Source organism: Sinobaca sp. SA16-1, from assembly GCF_059510515.1.
On the sequence record NZ_JCAKFL010000001.1, the window covers coordinates 381492 to 396694 of the forward strand.

Annotated in this window: 15 protein-coding genes; 6 read left to right on the top strand and 9 right to left on the bottom strand. The window is 48.1% G+C overall.

Annotated elements, in window-relative coordinates; genetic code table 11:
- The first annotated feature begins 48 nt into the window (after nt 1-48).
- Complete coding sequence (locus AC5W2J_RS01805) at nt 49-723, top strand: hypothetical protein (RefSeq protein ID WP_496057770.1); 675 nt, start codon at nt 49-51, stop codon at nt 721-723.
- 35 nt (nt 724-758) lie between these two features.
- Here AC5W2J_RS01805 and AC5W2J_RS01810 read toward each other — a convergent pair whose 3' ends face one another.
- The 6 genes from AC5W2J_RS01810 to AC5W2J_RS01835 form a co-directional block, all read right to left on the bottom strand.
- Entirely contained in the window at nt 759-2057 is a 1299-nt protein-coding gene (locus tag AC5W2J_RS01810; protein ID WP_496057771.1) for a M20 family metallo-hydrolase, read from the bottom strand.
- Nucleotides 2058-2068: 11 nt separating this feature from the next.
- Nucleotides 2069-3301 (bottom strand): metal-dependent hydrolase family protein, encoded by a 1233-nt coding sequence (locus AC5W2J_RS01815; RefSeq protein ID WP_496057772.1) that lies wholly within the window; start codon nt 3299-3301, stop codon nt 2069-2071.
- A gap of 15 nt (nt 3302-3316) precedes the next feature.
- A complete protein-coding gene (locus AC5W2J_RS01820) occupies nt 3317-4495 on the bottom strand; it encodes a hypothetical protein (RefSeq protein ID WP_496057773.1) in 1179 nt (392 codons plus the stop codon).
- A 115-nt stretch (nt 4496-4610) separates the two neighbouring features.
- Complete coding sequence (locus AC5W2J_RS01825; RefSeq protein ID WP_496057774.1) at nt 4611-6392, bottom strand: helix-turn-helix domain-containing protein; 1782 nt, start codon at nt 6390-6392, stop codon at nt 4611-4613.
- A 74-nt stretch (nt 6393-6466) separates the two neighbouring features.
- Nucleotides 6467-7333 carry a TetR/AcrR family transcriptional regulator gene (locus tag AC5W2J_RS01830; RefSeq protein ID WP_496057775.1) on the bottom strand — a complete coding sequence of 289 codons (867 nt, stop codon included), beginning with the start codon at nt 7331-7333 and terminating at the stop codon, nt 6467-6469.
- Entirely contained in the window at nt 7326-8102 is a 777-nt protein-coding gene (locus AC5W2J_RS01835; RefSeq protein WP_496057776.1) for a GTP pyrophosphokinase, read from the bottom strand. Before AC5W2J_RS01835 ends, AC5W2J_RS01830 begins: the two co-directional genes overlap by 8 nt.
- A 381-nt stretch (nt 8103-8483) precedes the next feature.
- Here AC5W2J_RS01835 and AC5W2J_RS01840 point away from each other — a divergent pair, with 381 nt between their 5' ends.
- Genes AC5W2J_RS01840 through AC5W2J_RS01855 form a run of 4 tightly spaced genes read left to right on the top strand, consistent with a single transcriptional unit; the run spans nt 8484 to nt 11724 of the window.
- Complete coding sequence (locus AC5W2J_RS01840; RefSeq protein ID WP_496058214.1) at nt 8484-9080, top strand: ABC transporter permease; 597 nt, start codon at nt 8484-8486, stop codon at nt 9078-9080.
- Nucleotides 9081-9095: 15 nt separating this feature from the next.
- Nucleotides 9096-10070 carry an ABC transporter ATP-binding protein gene (locus AC5W2J_RS01845; RefSeq protein WP_496057777.1) on the top strand — a complete coding sequence of 325 codons (975 nt, stop codon included), beginning with the start codon at nt 9096-9098 and terminating at the stop codon, nt 10068-10070.
- 2 nt (nt 10071-10072) lie between these two features.
- Complete coding sequence (locus AC5W2J_RS01850) at nt 10073-10822, top strand: ABC transporter permease (protein ID WP_496057778.1); 750 nt, start codon at nt 10073-10075, stop codon at nt 10820-10822.
- An 11-nt stretch (nt 10823-10833) separates the two neighbouring features.
- Nucleotides 10834-11724, top strand: coding sequence for an ABC transporter substrate-binding protein (locus tag AC5W2J_RS01855; RefSeq protein WP_496057779.1), 891 nt, complete (start codon nt 10834-10836; stop codon nt 11722-11724).
- Between the two features lie 50 nt (nt 11725-11774).
- On the opposite strand, the gene AC5W2J_RS01860 is transcribed toward AC5W2J_RS01855, so the two are convergent.
- The 3 genes from AC5W2J_RS01860 to AC5W2J_RS01870 all read right to left on the bottom strand — a co-directional run bounded on the left by AC5W2J_RS01860 (nt 11775) and on the right by AC5W2J_RS01870 (nt 13760).
- Complete coding sequence (locus tag AC5W2J_RS01860; RefSeq protein WP_496057780.1) at nt 11775-12017, bottom strand: DUF5683 domain-containing protein; 243 nt, start codon at nt 12015-12017, stop codon at nt 11775-11777.
- Between the two features lie 173 nt (nt 12018-12190).
- Nucleotides 12191-12889 carry a CpsD/CapB family tyrosine-protein kinase gene (locus AC5W2J_RS01865; RefSeq protein WP_496057781.1) on the bottom strand — a complete coding sequence of 233 codons (699 nt, stop codon included), beginning with the start codon at nt 12887-12889 and terminating at the stop codon, nt 12191-12193.
- An 82-nt stretch (nt 12890-12971) separates the two neighbouring features.
- The gene (locus tag AC5W2J_RS01870; protein WP_496057782.1) at nt 12972-13760 is read right to left on the bottom strand and encodes an SGNH/GDSL hydrolase family protein; all 789 of its coding nucleotides are present in this window, start codon (nt 13758-13760) and stop codon (nt 12972-12974) included.
- A gap of 201 nt (nt 13761-13961) precedes the next feature.
- Between AC5W2J_RS01870 and dinB the strand changes: the two genes are divergently transcribed.
- The gene (dinB, locus tag AC5W2J_RS01875; protein ID WP_496057783.1) at nt 13962-15074 is read left to right on the top strand and encodes a DNA polymerase IV; all 1113 of its coding nucleotides are present in this window, start codon (nt 13962-13964) and stop codon (nt 15072-15074) included.
- Nucleotides 15075-15203: the final 129 nt, after the last annotated feature.

Sequence of the window (15203 nt, forward strand, 5' to 3'; positions counted from 1 at the left end):
TGGAATATTAGTAAATAAAGAAACCGATGAATAAAGGAGGCGGAAAAAGTGGAGCAGAACAGCTTCACAAAAATGGACCGGCAGATTGGCCGGTTATCAGCGTCAGCATTGTTTGTATCCGGTGGTCTTTACGCCGTGGTTCTATCAGCAGGATTAGCCGCACTCGATTCCCCACAGGATCCTATATCCGATCCGTACTTTACTATTCTGGAACTGCTTATTTTACTGATGGCACCCCTTATGGTGCTGCTTATCGCCGCTGTTCATGCCTATGCGCCCGCGCCTCTCAAGATACTAAGCATGCTCTCTCTTCTTTTTATGAGCATGACAGCTTTAATTACTTCAAGCGTCCACTTCGTCCTGTTAACCGTCAGCCGGCCGATTGAAACAGTGGTTGACGCTCCCTGGACTCCTTTATTTTTTTCGTTTGAATGGCCGTCTGTGATTTACACCTTGGATATACTCGCATGGGATTGGTTTTTCAGTCTGGCAGTGCTGTTTGCGGCCCCGGTTTTCGGAGGCAGCAAACTAAACAATGCCGTAAAAGTTCTTCTCATACTAAGCGGTGTTTTGAGCCTCGCCGGCCTCGCCGGACCTGTAACGGGCAGTATGCAGCTGAGAAATATCGGCATCATTGGCTACGCCGTTATTTTTCCGATTACGTGTCTGCTGCTGGCTGTTGTATTTAAAAAAGCCAGTTTGACTAAAAAGACATATCAATAAAACAGGCTGTCCCATGGAAAGCGGGACAGCCTGTTTTATTGATCCATCGATTCGATATACTTTTTTAATACATGCACACCCTGCACCCCGTCGTTTAACGAGGTCCATTCAGCCGGGTTGTGGCTGATGCCATCTTTGCTCCGTACAAACAGCATCGCCGCTGGAATATGGTGGCCGACGATCATTGCGTCATGGCCGGCTCCGCTCGGTATTTCCACTGCCCGCAGGCCGCATGCTTTTAGTGCATCCCCCAGCATCTGCTTTTCGGTGTCGGCAATCGGCACCGGCTTTACTTTTAGTATCTGCTGCTGCTCGCAGTCAACATTGCAGGAAGCTGCTGCTTTCCCGGCGGCTTCCATAACGAGCCGGACGACATCGTCTCTCGTTTCTTCTTCAATATCACGAATATCCACCACCAGCTCGACCCGGCCCGGGATGACATTGGCTCCGTTCGGAAATACGTTCAGCTTTCCAACGGTAGCAACTGCTGTCGCGCTCACCGTACCGGGAATGTCCGGTACACTTCGTACAAACTCTCCGGCCGCGACAAGTGCATCCCGTCGTTCCCCCATAGGGGTATTCCCGGCATGCCCCGCGCTTCCTGTAAAGGCAATTTCCAGCCAGCTCGGGCCGGCGATGCCGGACACAATGCCGACCGGAAGATCTTCCTGTTCCAGCCGGGTGCCCTGTTCGATATGCACTTCTACAAAAGCGGCGATGTCGGAAAGGCTGCGTTCCGACTGATAAAAGCCTTCTTCCGTCAGGCCTACATCCGGGAGCACTTCCGCAAATCCCCTGCCGTCCTGATCGGCCAGACCGCTTTGTATGGATGGATCTATTTCACCCGTCATCGCCCGGCTGCCGGTTAAGCCGTTATTAAACCGGGCGCCTTCTTCATCTGTAAAAATCACTACTTCATAACTTCGTTTCGGCACGTACCCGGTTTCTTTCCAGGCCTCTGCCACTTCAAGCGATGACAGCACCCCGAGCGGGCCGTCAAAATGGCCTCCCTCCGGCACGCTGTCTACATGGGATCCGCTTAGCAGCGCAGGAAGATCCGGATTGCTTCCCTCAAGGCGGCCGAATACATTGCCGGCCGCATCTTCGGTTACCGACAGCCCGGCGTCCTTCATCCAGCCGATAACCAGATCTTTCGCCTGCCGTTCTTCGTTGGAAAACCCAAGCCGATAGCTGCCTCCGCTTTCCGTCAGACCAATTTCAGAGAGGGCGTGCAGACGGGAGGCGATTCGCTTTCCGCTGATACCGTCATAGGAATAATCTGTACGGTAATTTTTAAGCAGCGTTTCGTATAAATTCCAGTTGTCTGTATGCATGCGCTCACCTGCTATTTTTGATTTTTGTAAATGGCTCCGTCTTTCATAACAAAGCAGATCGTTTCGCTCTGTTCCAGCGACCGGATATTTTCCAGCGGGTTCGTTCTGCTCATAATCACATCCGCGAGCTTTCCTGTTTCTATTGTACCCAATTCTTTTTCCCAGCCAAGACATTCAGCAGCGGTTTTTGTCGTAGCCGTGATGGCTTCCATTTCCGTCATGCCGATGTCGCACATCAGCCCGAGCTCACGCAGGTTGGTCCCGTGCGCCATAACGCCGGCATCCGTTCCCATCGCAATTTTCACGCCTGCTTTATACGCTTTAGCGATACTTGCTTTATGTGTTTCAAATACTTCTTTTGATTTTTCCACCGCGTAAGGGGCCATGGAATCGTCCGTTTCCCCGGCTTCGAGCACGGACAGCGGGGCCAGCAGTGTCGGCACGAGGAACGTACCGTTCTCAAGCATCAGCTCTATCACTTCGTCATCAATATAAATGCCGTGTTCAATCGAATAAATACCGGCCCGGATCGCATTCTTAATTCCTTCGGCACCCTGGGCGTGGGCCATCACCTTGATCCCTTTTCGGAAGTGCGCTTCCTCTACCATCACTTCCAGCTCTTCCTGGGAAAACTGCGTAAATTCCGGATGGTCGGTCGGACTCGTCACGCCTCCGGTCGCATGCACTTTAATGACATCCGCTCCGGCACGGAGCATTTCCCGGACCGCCTTACGTACTTCTTCTTTTCCATCACAGATGCCGCCCGGCATGCCCGGATACGTCTGCGGAGTCGTATCCACGCCGGAATGGTTCCAATTATCGCCGTGACCGCCGGTAATAGTAAGCGGGTTGATGCTTACCTGCATCCGCGGTCCTTTGACAAGCCCGTCCTGAACGGCTTTCTTCATCCCTGCATCTGCAAAACCCGCATCGCGGACAGAGGTAATGCCTGTATTGAGCGTGCGCTGCAGGTAATGAATGCTTTCGTAAAACCGGTAGGAAAACGGCGTTAAAATGGATTCCTGTACGTTTTTAATCTGCAGGGCCATATGGACGTGGGTATCAATCAGACCAGGCAGAATGTATTTTCCATCGGCATCAACAATCGCTGCGTCTCCCGGTGCTGTAATGTTTTTACCTATTTGTTCGATGTGGTTGTCTTTGATTAATACGGAAACGTCCCGGACCGGTTCCGCTCCCGTTCCGTCGATTAATGTTCCGTTTTTAATAAGCGTATATGCCATGTGTAATCCGCTCCTTTAAATAGTTTGAATAAGAATACTCGCAATAACGATTGAACCTACGGTAACAGAAGTAAATCCACCGATCAGCATCGGTGCGACGAGTTCATTCATGATGCGTTTTTCTTCTGCTTCGTTGCGACCGACGCTGCGGCTGACTTCCTCCACGATTAAATAATCACCCGGAAATCCGTAAAGTGCCGTCAGGACAACAGGAATCGATTTGGTCGGCTTCCATTTAAACAATTTCCCGCCGATTAAAGCGCCCAGGATCAGGCCGGTTGTACCAATGAGAATAATGCAGAGAACGGGCAGCAGGGAAGCAACGACCTGAGCCCACGTGACGCCGACGAGTGAATTAACAACGACGACAATCAGCGCGACCATTGTAATACCAGAGCTGTTTGCCTTATCCATCGTACGCTCCGGATAAAAACGAAACGCCGCTCCCGTAATCCCTATCGCAAGCGCCCAAATACTGTTATTAATACCGGTCAGTCCGTCCAGCCATACGGCAAGAGCACCGCCGACAAACAGTAGAAATAATAGAAAGAAATTGCTTTTCATGTACTTTTCCGGAAACAGCATTTTCTTCGGCTGATCGGAAGACAGTGCGCTTTCCTTCAGCGCTTCGTCGCCTTCCGTTAAGTATTCCTCGTTATAAATATCCTCACGGATTGTATGTGCGTATTTGCTCAGCAGTACCGACGTCAGCGGCATACCGACTAAATTCTGAAGCGTAAACACGACAACCGGAATAGCCGCAAGCGTTACAAGTCCTGCTTCCGCCAGTCCTTCCGATGTAACGATATAGGCAATGATACCGCCTGTCAGCGGCCCGGCACCGGCGACCGCCGTCCCGTAGCCAAACAGCGGCGTAATAATAGCAAGCATCGCCGCTACCGAAATAACCAGTCCAATCAGCGTGATGGAGACGGCTTTGTACTGTTTAATAATAACGGTCAGGGGAATCATCGTTCCGAGGTGAACAATAAGGACAGGCACAAGCATGCCGCCAAATGCCACCAGATTGGAGGCTTCTATATAGGATTCCGGCAGGATCCCTGTCTGGAGCAGTATAAAAACAGAAGCGACTACCACAAGCAGGGTGGGGATTTTTGCCCGCGAAGATAAAGAAAGCACTTCTCCAAGGGCAATAATAGCGATTAATATGACCGCAATAAAAATGGGCTCCATGTCGGTTCCTCCTTCATAAGTCTGAATGTTAAAACTATAAGATAATTCAAATAAATATAAAATAGAGGTAACCAACAAACATTCTGGCTTTTGTTTGTCGGTTACCCCCAACGGATTATTGGGTATTCAAATATTCCATAATATGCAGACCGAGCTGTAGTTCAAACAACTCCCGGCCATCCAGCTTCTCGGTGTGCAGCAGTTGATAGATGGACTGCAGACGGTACTTAATCGTATTCACATGTACATATAATTTCTTTGCGCTTGCCGCCATGTTCTGATTGGACTCCACGTACACTTTCAGCGTTTTCAGCAGTTCGGTTTCATGCTTTCTATCATGCTCCGCCACCCGGCCGAGCACTTCATCTGCATAATCCTGCAGCTCTCCGCGCTCCATTTTTAAAAACAAGCGGTACGGACCGAGCTGCCGGTACGTCATCAGGTTCCGGCTCCCCTCCCCGGCCTGCAGATACTGGACACAGCGCTTCGCATCTTTATAGGACAGATGAACATCCTGAAGTTTGCCGACAACCTGCCCGAATCCGGCAAGGGCTTTGAGCTCACATTCCTGACCGGCATAGTGGATAATAGACGAAAACAGCGGTTCGAGTGAATCAAACACGCTTTCCTCTGAGGAGGAAGCGGCTACCGTAAACATAAATGTGACTTCCATGTTTCGTTCGTATACGAGCGTTTTTATCGGGATGCTTTCTATTTCTCTATAGATGACGCGCATCAGCTGCTTTTTCTTTTCCCCGACCTCCTGAAAAGGAAGCAGCGGATCTCTTACATATAAATGCACTACTGCATAATGATGACGAGCGAGCTCCGGAAAATTCAGCCGTGCCAGGGCATCGGAAGAAAACTCATTGTACGGCTCATGGATCAGCTGCTCGAGTACGGCGCCGGAATAATGAAAGTCTTCTGCCAGAAAGCGGTCCCGCCGGTTCATCTCCATCGCAAAAATAGTAATAGCCTGCTCAATCGCAAACTGATCAAGCGGATCAAATACGGTATTTTTTTCTACAATAATTGCCAGCAGACCCAGTACGATACCGTCCGCCTGAATGGGAAGAAAATATGTCAGGTAGGAGTCCCCGTCCAATAATGCTTCGCTCGTGGAAGAACTGTTTCGGCTGATCGCATATTTCAACAGCGGTTCGGCCTCGGTTTGGAGGGCTTCCCCTTTCTCTGCTGCCGCTGGTCCCGACACCGCCAGCACATCAATCCGTTCATTAAATACAACCACTTCCTCTTCAATCAGCCCCGACAGCGCTTTGGTAATATCACCAAGGCCGCCTTTGGCCAGGGATACTTTGGAGAGTTCTTCGTGGATCAGTTTAGTTCGTTTATTCTGCGAAAACAGCCGCGCATTTTCAACAGCAATAGACGCCTGTCCGGCAAATGTTTCCAACAGCTGCAGATCTGATGCATCAAACTGCCTGTCTTTTTCAAATATATCTACCGTCAGGACGCCGAGGCATTTTTCCTCAGCGGACATAATCGGCACGCAGATAGCGCTTACCGGATAGGCCATTTCTCCAAGGGACCGGGCGTAGTAATGCTCCGAATTTCCGGTAAGGTTTTCCATTCCCCGGGTCGTATGGTCAGGCGACGAGAAAATATTTCCTTTTTGGGATACAAACGTTTTGCCGCTCATTCCCTCTCCAGGCGCGAGGCGGACATGCTTGAGCTGCTCCATATCAAATCCCATGGCGCTTTGGGCATAGAGCGTGTCCGACCGGCTGTCATATAGAAACAAAACGGCCGCATTGGCGCCGCCGATCACATTCAATACTTCTTTAATCAGCTGATTCAGCACTTCCGGCAGGTCTCTGGTAGAGCTCAGGACCTTTACTGCATTAATAACGCTCATCAGCCGCTTTTCTGTTTCCATATGCGTCTCCCCTTTTGAATCTATTCTATTAGTTTAGCAAAAACACAGCTCCGCTTCCGCGAAACTGTGCTTGTTTATTTTTCTTTCAGGAGGGATTTTATTTCTTTTACATGCCGATTTACCTGTTTAAGCCTCATAAAGTTTGCCAGCATGCCATCTATTACCGGGAGACGGGGGTGGCTGGCAGCGAGTTCTTCTTCCAGCACATTCAAACTGACCATAAAATATTCTTTATCGGCGGTTCCCTGAAGCACTTTTCTTATCGCCTCTATTTCTGCGTCGAGCTTTTCTTTTTTGCCTGCTCTGCTTTTTTCCTGTTTCCGGCGAAGGGACTGCACATGAATTTCTGTTACAACCGGCACTTCTTTTTTGGCAGCCAGCCCGTCTGTGATATCATCCATCCGTCTCATAAGAAACGCTATAAAGGAAGCCGGACCCTCGGGGTCGTTGGAAAAGGAGGACACACGTATATAAGAACGAAGAATCCCCTCCAGCATTACAGATAGATCATAAATATAGGGCACAGCCTTATCTCCGTAAACGGCGGCCAGGCCGTTTGAGTAAAAGGCATATACCTCCTCCTGCTTTTCGGCGGCCATTTCCTGAATTGAATGGTGAAGCGTGGAGCTTTGGCTGTACATCGATAAATCCATAAACTCCTTGTGGGCCAGAATCGATTCAAAAAAAATCGTAAGCTGCCTGATGAATATTTCTCTTTCTTTTCCTTGCTGCTGCGGTTCCGCATTCACTTCTTCCATAACCTGCTCAAAATAATAATTTAAAGCAGCCAGAAGCAGCATATCTTTGGATGGATAATAAGAATACAGGGATCCTTTGGCTATGCCGGAGGCGTTCGCAATCTCCTGGATGGAGACGGACGCATACCCTTTTTCCGAAAATAACTGCACCGCCTGTTCCAGAATCAGCTTTTCTTTATTCATTATGATTCTGATCCGTTTTGTGGTTTCCATTAAGCAGATAAGGTTTCAGAAAATCAGTGGGAATAGGAAATCGGCTGTCATTAATGATTAATTCATGCAGATCTTCTTCTTCATCCGATTCTGCTTTCAGTTTATTCATTTCCTGATGAAGAGCTTCCATCTTTCTGTCCAAATGGGCAGCAGAGTCTGCCGCTTCTTTTAATTCTGCTTTAAGCCTCTCCGGCACTGTTTTATTGTATTTATAGTATATTTTGTGTTCCAGGCTCGCCCAGAAGTCCATCGCTATTGTACGGATCTGTACTTCGACACACATGTTCTGTTCCCTGTCAGACATGAACACAGGTACTTCCAACAACAAATGCAGACTCTGGTAGCCGTTGGGCTTGGGTGACTCAATGTAGTCCTTCACTTCCAGCACGCAGACATCCTTCTGCTTCTGCAGCATATCGCTTAATTTATATATATCGGAAATAAAGGAGCAGGTGATGCGGATTCCAGCAATATCCTTAATATGTTTTTCAATAGCCGGCAGCGAAGGAGAAATATCTTTTTTGTATATTTTTTTAAGAATGCTTTCCGGCGATTTGAGCCTGGATTTCACGCTTTCTATCGGGTTGTAGTCATGAACATAATGAAATTCCTGTTTTAATATATCTATTTTTGTATTTACTTCATCCAACGCAAATTTATAGGCCATCATAAAGCGCGTTAGTTCCGTTTTGAGTGCCTTTAGTTCTTTTGCTGTTAATAAAGGCTGGTCTTGTTTCATAAATGATCCCCCGTTTCTATCGGTTGTTGACCAATAAGTCAAAAATATGACTTTATAGTCATATTATACACTGAATAGACTGTATTTTCTATTAGTGATCCGGCTCTTTATTAAAAAACGATTTCTCTTCTAAGCGGTTTAATTGTTGTGAGCCACAGCTATCGCCTATTAAGTCGTTATATCCCTCTATGACAGGGTTTGTCTTAAAATTACTATAGTGATATGATAAAATTATTCAAACAAGCTCGTAACTACAGAAACGGCAAAAGTCTGTATCGTGCCGCTATGGCAGAAACAGGCTTTATTTTAAGTAAAGGAGAAACCGCGATGAACGAATTAATCGAATATTTTGTAAAAAACTATCCATTTCTTTGGGGTTACATGCTTGATCATCTGGAAATTGTCGGGCTGGCTACGATTACTGCTATTTTGATCGGGGTGCCGATCGGTATTTATTTAACGACTAACAAATACCTGGCCGGCACTATTCTGCAATTGGCTTCCATTTTTATGACGATTCCAAGTATTGCCCTCTTTGGTGTCATGATTCCCGTTCTATCCATTATTAATCAGGGAGTTGGATTCCTGCCGGCTTTTCTTGCGCTCGTGCTTTATTCCCAGCTTCCGATTATCCGCAATACGTACACAGGCATTCAAAACGTCAATCCCCAGCTTCGTGATGCAGCGAACGGGCTTGGCATGACGACGATGCAGCGCTTATGGAAAGTGGAAATCCCCAACGCCATGCCACTCATTATGGCTGGCGTACGCACGGCGACCGTGCTTAACATCGGTATTGGGGCCATCGCCGCATTTATTGGTGCCGGCGGCCTTGGCGTTGTGATTTATCAGGGAATCGTCCGGGCGAACACCACCATGGTACTTGCCGGAGCCATTTCTGTTGCTGTTGTTGCTATACTGGCTGACTTTGTTTTAAAGCTGATTCAAAAGAAACTGACGCCTAAAGGCGCTAACTAATTAGAGGGTGACGATATGATACAGTTCGACCATGTAAATAAGGTATATGAAGGCGATGTAAAAGCAATCAACGATGTCAATTTAACCGTTGAAGACGGGGATATGGTTATTCTGATCGGCCCGTCCGGCTGCGGGAAAACGACGCTGCTTCGTATGGTAAACCAGCTCGAAACGATATCCGGCGGGTCCATTCTATTAAATGGGGAAGATGTAACCACCCTTAATAAAATTGAAATGCGCCGTAAAATCGGCTATGTCATTCAAAGCAATGGTTTGTTTCCAAACATGACCATCGAGCAGAATATGATGATCGTTCCTCAGCTTCTTAGCTGGGACCGCGCGAAAAAGCGGGACCGCTTTAACTATTTAATGGACCTGATCGGCCTGAACCCGGATGAGTACAGAAAACGCTACCCCCATGAATTGTCCGGCGGGCAGCAGCAGCGTATCGGCGTGGCCCGTGCACTTGCAGCCGATCCGCCCGTTATGCTGATGGATGAGCCGTTCGGTGCCCTCGACCCGATTATCCGCGCCCGGCTTCAGGAGGAATTCCTGCAGATTCAGCGTGAGGTTAAGAAAACGATTCTATTTGTCAGCCACGATATTGATGAAGCGGTAAAAATGGGAGACAAAATTGTACTTCTCCGCGACGGCGAAGTGATGCAGTACGATACCCCGGCGGAGATTCTAAATCATCCGAAAAACGAATTCGTCAATGAGTTCGTCGGCTCGGACCGCGTTCTTAAAAGCATGAGCCTGTATACGGTAAAAGACCTGTATCGGGCGTTTACGTTAAAGCCTAACTTCGAGTCCAAGGATATCCGGACCATTAATGAAAACACCTCGCTCCGTGTCGCCATTTCAATGATTTTAAACCAGGAAGCCGATCAGCTTGTTATTGAAGACAACAATGGCAACAATCACGGCAGCCTGACAATGGATCTTCTGGAACAATTTCTTCATAAAGAAATTAAGGGACAGGAGGGCTGAACATGGACACGGTTAACAAGCGCATAGCCCTGATTGTAAAAATTCTTCTCTGGACCGTTATTGCGGCTTTCTTTATCTGGGGATTCTCGCAGGGCATGTTCCGCCAGATTTACGAACAGCCCGCTCTATTTCTTGAACTTCTCGGCCAGCATGTTCTCATTATTTTCGCTTCCGGATTAGCGGCTGTGCTTATTGCCGTACCGCTCGGCATTTTCGTGACCCGTCCGGCCTTTCGCCGTACGGAATGGTTTATCGTCACGGTTGCCAACCTCGGCCAGACGATTCCGAGTCTGGCAGTGCTCGCACTGGCCATGGGTTTTCTGGGTATTGGAATTGAAGCTGCAATCCTTGCTTTGTTTGTTTATTCGCTTCTGCCTATACTGCAGAATACAATTGCCGGCCTTGACTCGGTTGATGAAAATACGAAAGATGCGGCCCGCGGGATGGGGCTGACCAACACACAGATTCTATGGAAAGTGGAGCTGCCTAATGCGGTTGTATCCATTATTGCCGGAATCCGCACGGCGCTTGTTATTAATATCGGTACGGCAGCTCTTGCGTACCTTGTCGGTGCCGGCGGCCTCGGCGTATGGATTTTTACCGGCATCCGCCTGTTTGATAATTCATATCTCATTTCAGGTGCTGTTCCGGTTACGCTGCTGGCAATTACCGTAGACCTGCTGTTCCGCTACCTGGAGCGTGTTCTTACCCCTAAAGGCCTCATTCTGGCACGGGAAGCAAATGAAGCATAGGAGGCTGAATCATGAAACGATTAATTGGGATTAGTATGCTGGCCCTGGTGCTTGTGCTCTCTTCCTGTTCGGCAGGCGGGAAATCCGTGAAAGTAGGCGCCAAAAACTTCACCGAGCAGGCTATTTTAGCTAAAATGTCGGTCTTCCTGCTGGAAGATAACGGCTTTCAAGTAGATGAAATATCGGAATTAGGAAGCACGGCACTGCGCCAGGCTCTGGAAACCGAACAGATTGATATTACATGGGATTATGTAGGCACGGGGCTGGTGACTTATTTGGACCAGCCGCCTATCGTCGATGCCGATGAAGCGTTCGCGGAAGTAAACCGCCTCGATGCCGAAAACGACATCGTCTGGCGGAACCTGACGGAAGCGAATAATACGTATGCCGTTATGATGCAGGAAGAGGAAGCTGAAGAGCTCGGGATCGTAACAATCAGCGATTTCGCTTCCTACATTAATGACAACCCGGGGGAAATTAATTTTGCGACGGACGCTGAGTTCGCCAATCGCGCGGACGGACTGCCCGGTATGGAAGAATTTTATGATTTTTCCCTGGAAGGAAGCGTAACAGAGCTGGAAACGGGCCTGTACTACAATGCCCTGAACAATAATGAAGTAAATGCCTCTGTCGGGTTTTCCACCGACGCCCGTATCGACGATTTCGGCTTCCGCGTACTCGAAGACGATCAGGGATTTTTCCCGTCTTACAGCGCCGCCGTTTCGATGACGGAGGACGTCTATGAAGAGTATCCGGAAATCGAGGAGATCTTCGCCCCGCTCGAAGACATTCTGGACAGTGAAACAATGCGCGCTCTTAATTATCAGGTAGATATTGAAGGAGAAAGTGTGGAACTCGTCGTTCAACAGTTTCTGGAAGAAAATGAATTGATTGAGCAGTAAAGAAATCTCCCCTTCTGCTGATAAAGCAGAAGGGGAGATTTCTTTGTATCTTATCGTCTGACACCGGCTCTTTTGTTGTGCCTGTCCGCTTTACGGTACGCATCATAGATGGCATACACCCAGAAGATAAAGTACGTGACATAACCGATAAGAATAGTCATGAGTAGAATATTCACGGCCTGGATGGCAATTATTATCAGCCCTTTAAAAATTTGTCCATTATAAATCTGTCCTAAGCCGGGGATTAAAAAACTTAATACGGCGGCTAAACCGGGACTTTTCATCATTTTCATCACACTGCCTTTTCTATTTATGGTACCTGTCTGTCTTTACCCTTTTTTTCACGCCTTCACGCGTATTTTCTATAAATACGTCCTGAGACGTAGAAAAACGCGCTTCTCTATTAGAGAAACGCGTTGATTGGTTAAATATTATCTTACTGCAGGCTTGTTGTCAACAGCTGTTATTAAGATTCTCCGTAATAATAATAATAGCGCTGATCCATTCCTTTAACCTGGTTCAAAATACAGCCAAGGACCGGGATGCCTGTTACTTCAAGCAGTTCTTTCGCCTTGATGGCAGAATCTTTCTCTGTGCCGCCGCTCTTAATCACAAGAATGGTGCCATCACAGTATTTAGAGATAACCTGCACATCCGTTACGGCAAGTACCGGCGGCGCATCAAATAAAATAATATCATATTCTTTCTTTAAGTCATTTACGAGGTTTTCCATAGCCGTTGTTCCCAGTATTTCGGCCGGGTTCGGTGGAATTGGGCCGCTTGGAAGAATATCCAGGTCCGGCACTTCGGTTTTCTGGGTAAACGTGTGAAACGGCTCTTTATTGGCGAGCACGTTAATAAGTCCATTTGTGTTCGTACGGCGGAACGTATAGTGTACCGTCGGTTTCCGTAAGTCAGCGTCAACGAGAATCGTTTTCTTTCCCTGCTGGGCCATCGTGACGGCAAGGTTTGCCACAGTAGTAGACTTTCCTTCACCCGGGCCTGCTGACGTGATTGCAATTGTCTGGACATTATTATCGACCGATGCGTACTGAAGATTAGTCCGGATCGTCCGGTACTGCTCGGCTACCGGCGACTTGCTGTTGAACCAGGTAACCAGCTTACGGCTGTTCTGCCCGGTTTGATCCTTCTTGCGTTTTGCCATTATACACACTCCTGCTATCTATTATGTATCTTATTTTCAATGCTTCTAGTGTACCATACTGCCTTTAGGAGATTCGGCTTATTTATAAAGCCTCTTCTCCCGTGAAATAATCTGCAAGCGCCTGCGCCCACAGCTCATGTCCTTCGGCGGACGGATCACCGTTTTCTTCTAAGTACTCTTCTTCCAGGGCAGCATCGTCTGTATCCGGCCATGCTTCCCAGTGATTAATATAATTCAAGTTGTTCTCTCCGGCATCTGCCTGAAGGGCGTCCACCTGCTCAATATAGTACCTTGCTTCATACACCGGCTGCGGCGGCTGTATGAACACAGCGGTTTCCGGATTGGCGGCCTCCACTGTATTCACAAAAGCATTCGTGTTAAAGAGCGTATCCTCTACACTTACCTGTCCGTTATCATTTAAAACAAATGGTTCAAAAACGAGCACATCCGGCTCCAGTCCGGCCGCCGTTACATCTCCATCTGCTGCCATGACTTCAAGCGATGTACTGTCGCCAAACGTAGAAGCCTGCACTGTGATATCATCTGTATCATAAAAGCTGCGCAGTTTTTCCTGAAGCAGGAAAGGCACATTCTCCTCTGCCGACTCCAAAGCCCCGGACCCGGATAAGACGATGGTAAGCTCTTCTCCTGCATCCATGCTTTCCTGCAGCCTCTGCCCAAATTCTTCCTGGGCGCCTTCCAGAGGCGTTCCATTAGAAGAGGATGTTTCTGCACCGGATACAGATGAGTCTTCTGTATGTTCTTCGTCCGGCTGTACCGTCGAAGCTATTTTCTGATCGTAGTGAATTTTCCCATATACCATTACAGCTATAAATACGACAATCAATGCTGCAAAACCCATTTTTTTCATACTTACGCCCCAATTTTCATAATAATGAAACTGCCACTTCCCCTATCTTACCTAAAAAAATGGCAAATTCAAAGAACTATATAAAGAACAAAGGAAATATTTCCCTTTTAAAAGATCCAAACGAACGTGCGTTTGTTTTTCTAACGTTCTCTCTATATAATGAAGGAAATGAAACGGAAATGAGGAAAAGGGTGACAACAGATGGATAAAACCCCTATTCGAAAAATAATTCATATCGATATGGATGCCTTTTATGCGTCCATCGAACAGCGGGACCGTCCCGAGCTCCGTGGAAAACCAGTTGTTGTAGGCGGAAGCCCCCATTCCAGAGGGGTAGTGGCTACCTGCTCCTATGAAGCCAGGCCTTTTGGCATCCATTCCGCCATGGCTTCCCACGAAGCGTATAAGCGCTGTCCCCAGGCAGTGTTTGTGCGGGTGAACATGCAGAAATACCGGGATGTTTCCAAAGAAATTATGGATATATTTTATGACATCACCGATCTGGTAGAGCCTCTTTCGCTCGATGAGGCTTATTTGGATGTGACGGAAAACAAGCTGGGCTACCCTTCGGCCACGTATGTAGCGAGAGAAATCAAAAAGAGAATCAAGGAAAAAACCGGCCTGAACGCGTCTGCCGGCGTGTCCTATAATAAATTTCTCGCAAAAATCGCCTCCGACTACGAAAAGCCGGACGGGCTGACCGTCGTAACCCCCGAAAAGGCGCCGGCCTTTATTCACGAACTTCCTATCGGCGACTTCCGCGGCGTCGGAAAGTCCACGAAAGAAACGTTTCTCGACATGGGAGTGCAGACAGGTGCTGATCTGCTGAAATGGAGCGAAGAAGAACTGGTCCGTATTTTTCACAAGCGGGGCCATACGTTTTACAACAATTCCCGGGGAATCGACGAGCGGGAAGTCAATCCGTACCGGGAGCGCAAATCGATGGGACGGGAAACGACGCTGCCGCATAACATCAGCGAATACGAGGACATGCTTCCGATCATAAAAGACCTTCTGCAGCAGGTCCTCAGCCGTCTGCAGGCAGACCGCATCCGCGTGAAATGCGTCGTCTTGAAAGTAAAATTCTACGATTTTAAGCAGATTACCCGGCGGACAACGCTTGATGACCCGACCGATGACCAGGAAATTCTGCTTGCTGCCTTAGGCGCGCAGCTTGAGCATATCGCCTCACTCGGCCGGGAAGTCCGGCTGCTCGGCGTAACCACTTCTGACTTCCACGGAGCCGGTGATGCGGCCGGCGGCAGAGGCAAAGTATACAAAACGACGCGCTACGAACAGCTTCGTTTGTTTTAATAAAGGGACTGTCCCAAACGTACAGTTGAAAAAAGAAACATCCCCATCCGACTCTGAAAAAATAGATAGGGGGTTTATCCAGGCGGAAGCTTTCGTCAGGCCATGCTTCAGCTAAAGAGGAGAAGAACG

Coding starts and splice junctions, on each gene's coding strand:
- AC5W2J_RS01810 (WP_496057771.1), bottom strand. CDS start 2,057: ATGCATACAGACAACTGGAATTTATACGAAACGCTGCTTAAAAATTAC.
- AC5W2J_RS01815 (WP_496057772.1), bottom strand. CDS start 3,301: ATGGCATATACGCTTATTAAAAACGGAACATTAATCGACGGAACGGGA.
- AC5W2J_RS01820 (WP_496057773.1), bottom strand. CDS start 4,495: ATGGAGCCCATTTTTATTGCGGTCATATTAATCGCTATTATTGCCCTT.
- AC5W2J_RS01825 (WP_496057774.1), bottom strand. CDS start 6,392: ATGGAAACAGAAAAGCGGCTGATGAGCGTTATTAATGCAGTAAAGGTC.
- AC5W2J_RS01830 (WP_496057775.1), bottom strand. CDS start 7,333: ATGAATAAAGAAAAGCTGATTCTGGAACAGGCGGTGCAGTTATTTTCG.
- AC5W2J_RS01835 (WP_496057776.1), bottom strand. CDS start 8,102: ATGAAACAAGACCAGCCTTTATTAACAGCAAAAGAACTAAAGGCACTC.
- AC5W2J_RS01840 (WP_496058214.1), top strand. CDS start 8,484: ATGCTTGATCATCTGGAAATTGTCGGGCTGGCTACGATTACTGCTATT.
- AC5W2J_RS01845 (WP_496057777.1), top strand. CDS start 9,096: ATGATACAGTTCGACCATGTAAATAAGGTATATGAAGGCGATGTAAAA.
- AC5W2J_RS01850 (WP_496057778.1), top strand. CDS start 10,073: ATGGACACGGTTAACAAGCGCATAGCCCTGATTGTAAAAATTCTTCTC.
- AC5W2J_RS01855 (WP_496057779.1), top strand. CDS start 10,834: ATGAAACGATTAATTGGGATTAGTATGCTGGCCCTGGTGCTTGTGCTC.
- AC5W2J_RS01860 (WP_496057780.1), bottom strand. CDS start 12,017: ATGAAAATGATGAAAAGTCCCGGTTTAGCCGCCGTATTAAGTTTTTTA.
- AC5W2J_RS01865 (WP_496057781.1), bottom strand. CDS start 12,889: ATGGCAAAACGCAAGAAGGATCAAACCGGGCAGAACAGCCGTAAGCTG.
- AC5W2J_RS01870 (WP_496057782.1), bottom strand. CDS start 13,760: ATGAAAAAAATGGGTTTTGCAGCATTGATTGTCGTATTTATAGCTGTA.
- dinB (WP_496057783.1), top strand. CDS start 13,962: ATGGATAAAACCCCTATTCGAAAAATAATTCATATCGATATGGATGCC.